The organism is Micromonospora sp. LOL_024, from assembly GCF_048060415.1.
Classification (GTDB): Bacteria; Actinomycetota; Actinomycetes; order Mycobacteriales; family Micromonosporaceae; genus Micromonospora.
Window position 1 is genome coordinate 1 of the sequence record NZ_JBHMIS010000086.1, and the last position, 5,154, is coordinate 5,154.

A 5,154-nucleotide genomic window follows, 5' to 3' on the forward strand; every position below is an offset into this window, starting at 1 on the left:
GCCTCGACGGGGTGCGCACCAGCAAACAGATCATCTATGGCATCGCCAGCCTCGACGCCGAGCAAGCCCGCCCGCAGCACCTCAACGCCTACGCGAGAGGACACTGGACGATAAAAGATCGTCTGCACTGGACCCGAGACGTCACCTTCGGCGAAGACAACTCCCAGCTCAAAACCGGTACGGCTCCCCGCAACCTGGCCGCCATGCGCAACCTGACCCTCAACACCTTCCGCCTCGCCGGACGCGCCAACATCGCCCACGCCCGCCGCGACCGCACAGACACCTTCGCCGTCTACGGCATCTAGCAGAAGGCGATCAAATCAGGCATAAAATAGCAACGCCGGGGCCGTGGTCGACCGCCCACTACCAGCTCGCGGCCCTACCATGGCGGGACATCGCCGTGCAGCACACCGCCTCCACCCGCGGGCACGGCAGGCACGAGTCCCGCTCGATCAAACCTGCGCCGTCGCCGACGAACTCAGCGGGATCACCTTCCCCCACGCCCGCCCGGCCATCCGCGTGCACCGCCGGCGCAAGCAGTCCGGCACACGCGAGACCCGCGAAAGCGTCTACGCCGTCACCAGCCTCGACGCCACCAAGCCAACCCCATGCCTTTGCCTCAGCTTTCCCGGCGCCAGTACACGCTGCTATCATCGATGGTCACCAGCTCGGCGGTGATGCCATGCTGGTCGCGGAACTCGGTCGTCGCGAGCCGGCAGGCGGGGATGATGTAGTCGTCGATGATGACGAAGCCGCCGGGCGAAAGCTTCGGGTATAGATTCACCAGGGCGTCTCGGGTCGACTCGTACAGGTCGCCATCGAGCCTCAGCACCGCGAGGTGGTCGATCGGCGCCGTCGGAAGGGTGTCGCGGAACCAGCCCTGCAGGAACACGACCTGCTCGTCGAGCAGCCCGTAACTCTCGAAGTTGCGCTTAACCTCGTCGAGCGAGACGGCGAGCTGGCTGTTGAACTGGTGCAGCGCCAGGCTGCGGTCATCGGGATGGCTGGTCTCGTCGGTGACCGGCATGCCCTCGAAGGAGTCGGCCACCCAGACCCGGCGATCCTTGACCTCGTGAGCGTGCAGCACCGCACGCGCGAAGATCGAGGCGCCGCCGCGCCACACCCCGGTCTCGATTAGGTCGCCGGCGACGCCGTCGGCCAGCACCCGTTCGATGCAGGACTGGAGGTTGTCCAGCCGCTTGAGCCCGATCATGGTGTGCGCCACGGACGGCCAGTCTTCGCCGTTGACCCGGCTGTGCTCGTGGTATCCGGGGCCCTGGTAGAACCAGGAGGCATCCTGCGCGGCGTCTCGGTAGATGACGTTGGTCAGGACCTTCTTGAAGAGATCGAGATAGAGTGTGGTGCCACTGTCCATGGAGGGTCCCTCGCTGAGTGGATGATGCCGCGTCATGCCGGCCGGACGGACAGCAGGTGCCGGAAGACGCCGCGGGGATCCCACCGCGCCTTCACCTGTTGCAGGCGCGGGTAGTTTTCGCGGTAGTAGAGCGTGTGCCAGGCAGTGCCGGAGGTGTTCCAGGCCGGATCCGCGAGGTCCGCGTCCAGGTAATTGACGAACGTTCCGCTGTAGGCCGAGCCCGGGACCGGCACCCCACCTGTGCTGGCGTGCACGTCGCGGTAGAGGCCGCGGACCCAGGAGAGGTGGTGCTCGTCCTCCTCCGGCAGCGACCAGGCAGTCTCGAAGAATGAGCTGAACGCCGCGTCGCGATGGACCATCGCGGTGGCTTCCGCCGGCACTGCGTTGATCTGTCCGCCGAAGGTGCTGAGGTAGGCGCCGGAAGGGTAGTGCTCGGCGCCGCCCTGCTGCAGGTACCTGTGCACCACGGCAATCTGCTGGTCGGTCCAGGGTCGGCGCAGTAGCGCCGACTTCGATTTGATCCGGTACCCGCCAAGCCCGGGATAGAGCGAGGTGGTGGCCCGCAGCCAGGGCCAGGTGAAGACCTGCGTGGCCGGGGTCGCGGGCACCCCCGCGCCGATGGCAGCGATGTACCCGGCCATCAGCTGCTCGGCGCCCGGCTGGTCCTCATCGAGCTGGACGTCCAGCCGGATCTGGCCCGCTGCCCTGTGCAGGAGGCTCAGCCCGGCGTGCAGGTCCGCGCCGGGATGCTCGCGATGCCAGGTCGCGTAGTTGTGAATGAGCCGGGCGAACGCCGCCTCGTTGATGTCCGCCCACTGCCATGAGGCGCTGGCCTGGCGCAGAGTCGCCGGAGGCTTCGGCAACAGCCTTGCGGGATCCTTGCCTCGCGCCTGCGGAGAACGGAACCAGTACCGGCTGACGATGCCGAAGTTGCCGCCACCGCCACCGGTGTGAGCCCACCACAGATCGCGATGCGGGTCGTCAGGTTCGCGCGTCGCCACCACCTTCCGCGCCTTGCCCGAGTGGTCGGCCACGATGACCTCGACGGCGTAAAGGTGGTCTACGACGGAGCCGTACCGGTGTGACAGGGCGCCGTAACCGCCGCCGACCACGTGGCCTCCCGCGCCCACGGTCGGGCAGGTGCCCCCGGGCAGAGTCACCCCCCAGCCGAGGAACAGCGTGCGGTAGATCTGACCCAGGGTCGCGCCCGCTTCGACGACGAACGCCCGCCGCCCGGGGTCGAACGAGACCTCGTTCATCTCCGACAGGTCGATGACCATCCGGACGTCCGAGGCGTCCGGGACGTTCTCGAAGCAGTGCCCGCCACTGCGGACCGCCAGGCGTTTTCCGGCCCGTACGGCGTCGGTAACGGACCGCATGATCTGATGGGTCGATCCGACCAGGCGCACCTCGTCCGGTCGGCCCACGAAGCGTCCGTTGTACGCGCGGGTCGTCAGCTCCTGGTATCGCGGGTCCCGCGACCCGACCGTCACCGGCCCGAATGACGGCGCGCACCCGCCGGCCGTAGCCAATCCGGGCGGCCATAATCCCCCGACAGTCATCCCACCGGCCGCCACTGAGGCGCTGAGGAACCCGCGTCGTGTCACTTCGTTCACAGGCGTACCCAATCCTTGACTGTCACAGTGATTGGTGGTCGTGCTCGACGATGACGAGTTCGACGTCGATGTTGCCCTGGACCGCGCGGGAGTAGGGGCAACCACGGTGCGCGGCGGCGACGATCCGTTCCGCCACGGCGCGGGCCACGCCCGGCAGATCGACTCGGAGGGCGACGGTCAGGCCGAAGCCTGGCCCCTGACGGCCGATGCCGACCCGGGCGGTCACCGAGGAACCGTACGGCTCCAGACGCTCCGCGCGAGCGGACCAAAGCACCGCGTTGTGGAAGCAGGCCGCATATCCCGCGGCGAAGAACTGCTCGGGATTGACGGCCCGGCCACCAGAGCCGCCCATCCTCACCGGCAGTTCCAGCCGCTCGTGCAGGACCCCGTCCGAGGTGCGGACCTCGCCCTGCCTGCCGGCCCCGGTCGCGGTGGCTTCGGCGGTGTACAGAATTTCCATGCCAGGCCCCCTGCTGTCGTGACCGGCAGGCACCGGCACACGGGCGTCTCGGTAGCGACGTCGCCGATCGTCATGAACGCTAAAGAGCGGTCCTAGAAGACCGCTCGATATCCGCTACCGGCCACCCCTGCCCCCTCCGCGTCGATATTCGGGTGCTGCGGCGGATCTTCCGAGGCCAGGCGTTCGGGCCGGGCGGGGTTGCCAGGTCTTTCCAGGGACGCCGCAGGCTCCATCGTTGCTTGAGCGGTGCGAGCGACGATGCCCGGAAGACTGAAGCGAGGAGAAGTCATGGGACGTCTGTTCACCTCCGAGTCGGTCACGGAAGGCCACCCGGACAAGATCGCTGACCAGATCAGTGATGGCATTCTCGACGCCTTGCTGGCGCAGGATCCCCGTAGCCGCGTCGCGGTGGAGATCCTGATCACGACCGGCCAGGTTCACGTGGCCGGTGAGGTGACCACCAAGGCGTACGCGGACATTTCGAGCATCGTGCGCGAGACGATCCTGGGTATCGGATACGACTCGTCCCGGAAGGGCTTCGACGGCGCTTCGTGCGGCGTCAGCGTCTCGATCGGTTCGCAGTCGCCCGACATCGCCCAGGGCGTGGACAGCGCGGTCGAGCTGCGCGAGGGCAACTCCGAGCACGCGCTCGACTCTCAGGGCGCCGGCGACCAGGGCATGATGTTCGGCTTCGCCTGCTCGGAGACCCCGGAGCTGATGCCGCTGCCGATCGCGCTGGCGCACCGGCTGGCCTGGAGGCTGTCGACCGCGCGTAAGGACGGCACGATTCCGTACCTGCGTCCGGACGGCAAGACCCAGGTCACCATCGAGTACGACGGACTCCGGCCCGTGCGGCTCGATACGGTGGTGGTGTCCTCGCAGCACGCCGGGGGTGTCTCACTTGAGGCGCTACTGACTCCCGACGTGCGCGACCATGTGATCCATCCGGTGCTGGAAGGCCTGGATCTCGACACTGCGGACTACCGGCTGCTGGTCAACCCGACCGGTCGCTTCGAGATCGGCGGTCCGATGGGTGACGCAGGCCTGACCGGCCGCAAGATCATCGTGGATACGTACGGTGGGTACGCCCGGCACGGTGGTGGGGCTTTCTCGGGTAAGGACCCGTCGAAGGTGGACCGTTCGGCGGCGTACGCGATGCGTTGGGTGGCCAAGAACGTGGTCGCGGCGGGGTTGGCGGAGCGGTGTGAGACACAGGTTGCCTATGCGATCGGAAAGGCGCACCCGGTGTCGTTGTTCGTGGAGACGTTCGGTACAGAGCACGTGCCGGTGGAGCGAATCGAGAAGGCCATCCACGAGGTGTTCGATCTGCGTCCCGCGGCGATCATCCGGAATTTGGATCTGCTGCGTCCGATCTACCAGCAGACCGCGGCGTACGGCCACTTCGGCCGCGAACTGTCGGAGCTGCTGTGGGAGAACACAGGCCGGGCCCAAGACCTCAAGAACGCGGCCGGGTGACCGTCGTGTCCCGCGTCGTCGTGACCGGGTCCATCGCCACCAATCATCTGATAAGCTTCCCGGGTCGCTTCGCCGGCCAGCTCATGGCGGACCAGCGCCGGCTTCGGCGAGCCCTAGGCTGTAGCGGGTTGCTCGATATTGGACTCTGCGGTCCGAGTGATGAACTAGTCCGCCCAGTTCAGCGCCCTGACGATCGCGCCGCCAGATCGCCATCGTCAACGCGTCTA

The 5,154-nt window shown here is 67.3% G+C and carries 4 protein-coding genes and 2 pseudogenes; 2 read left to right on the top strand and 4 right to left on the bottom strand.

Going from position 1 to position 5,154, the window contains the following annotated elements; all coding sequences use genetic code 11:
* A pseudogene (locus ACFHWY_RS27930) lies at positions 1-305 on the top strand (ISAs1 family transposase); the annotation flags it as partial.
* Positions 306-619: 314 nt separating this feature from the next.
* On the opposite strand, the gene ACFHWY_RS27935 reads toward ACFHWY_RS27930, so the two are convergent.
* The 3 genes from ACFHWY_RS27935 to ACFHWY_RS27945 all read right to left on the bottom strand — a co-directional run bounded on the left by ACFHWY_RS27935 (position 620) and on the right by ACFHWY_RS27945 (position 3,451).
* Positions 620-1,375 (bottom strand): TylF/MycF family methyltransferase, encoded by a 756-nt coding sequence (locus ACFHWY_RS27935; RefSeq protein WP_416583235.1) that lies wholly within the window; start codon positions 1,373-1,375, stop codon positions 620-622.
* Between the two features lie 32 nt (positions 1,376-1,407).
* Positions 1,408-2,868 (bottom strand): FAD-binding oxidoreductase, encoded by a 1,461-nt coding sequence (locus ACFHWY_RS27940; RefSeq protein ID WP_416583236.1) that lies wholly within the window; start codon positions 2,866-2,868, stop codon positions 1,408-1,410.
* Between the two features lie 145 nt (positions 2,869-3,013).
* Entirely contained in the window at positions 3,014-3,451 is a 438-nt protein-coding gene (locus tag ACFHWY_RS27945) for an organic hydroperoxide resistance protein (RefSeq protein ID WP_416583237.1), read from the bottom strand.
* A 288-nt stretch (positions 3,452-3,739) separates the two neighbouring features.
* Between ACFHWY_RS27945 and metK the strand changes: the two genes are divergently transcribed.
* Positions 3,740-4,927, top strand: a complete 1,188-nt coding sequence (gene metK, locus ACFHWY_RS27950; RefSeq protein ID WP_416583238.1) for a methionine adenosyltransferase — start codon at positions 3,740-3,742, stop codon at positions 4,925-4,927.
* An 87-nt stretch (positions 4,928-5,014) separates the two neighbouring features.
* Here the strand turns inward: metK and ACFHWY_RS27955 are convergent.
* Positions 5,015-5,154: pseudogene (locus tag ACFHWY_RS27955) on the bottom strand (IS3 family transposase); the annotation flags it as partial.

Excerpts from the sequence above, each read along its gene's own strand:
- ACFHWY_RS27935 (WP_416583235.1), bottom strand. The coding sequence starts at position 1,375 with ATGGACAGTGGCACCACACTCTATCTCGATCTCTTCAAGAAGGTCCTG.
- ACFHWY_RS27945 (WP_416583237.1), bottom strand. The coding sequence starts at position 3,451 with ATGGAAATTCTGTACACCGCCGAAGCCACCGCGACCGGGGCCGGCAGG.
- metK (WP_416583238.1), top strand. The coding sequence starts at position 3,740 with ATGGGACGTCTGTTCACCTCCGAGTCGGTCACGGAAGGCCACCCGGAC.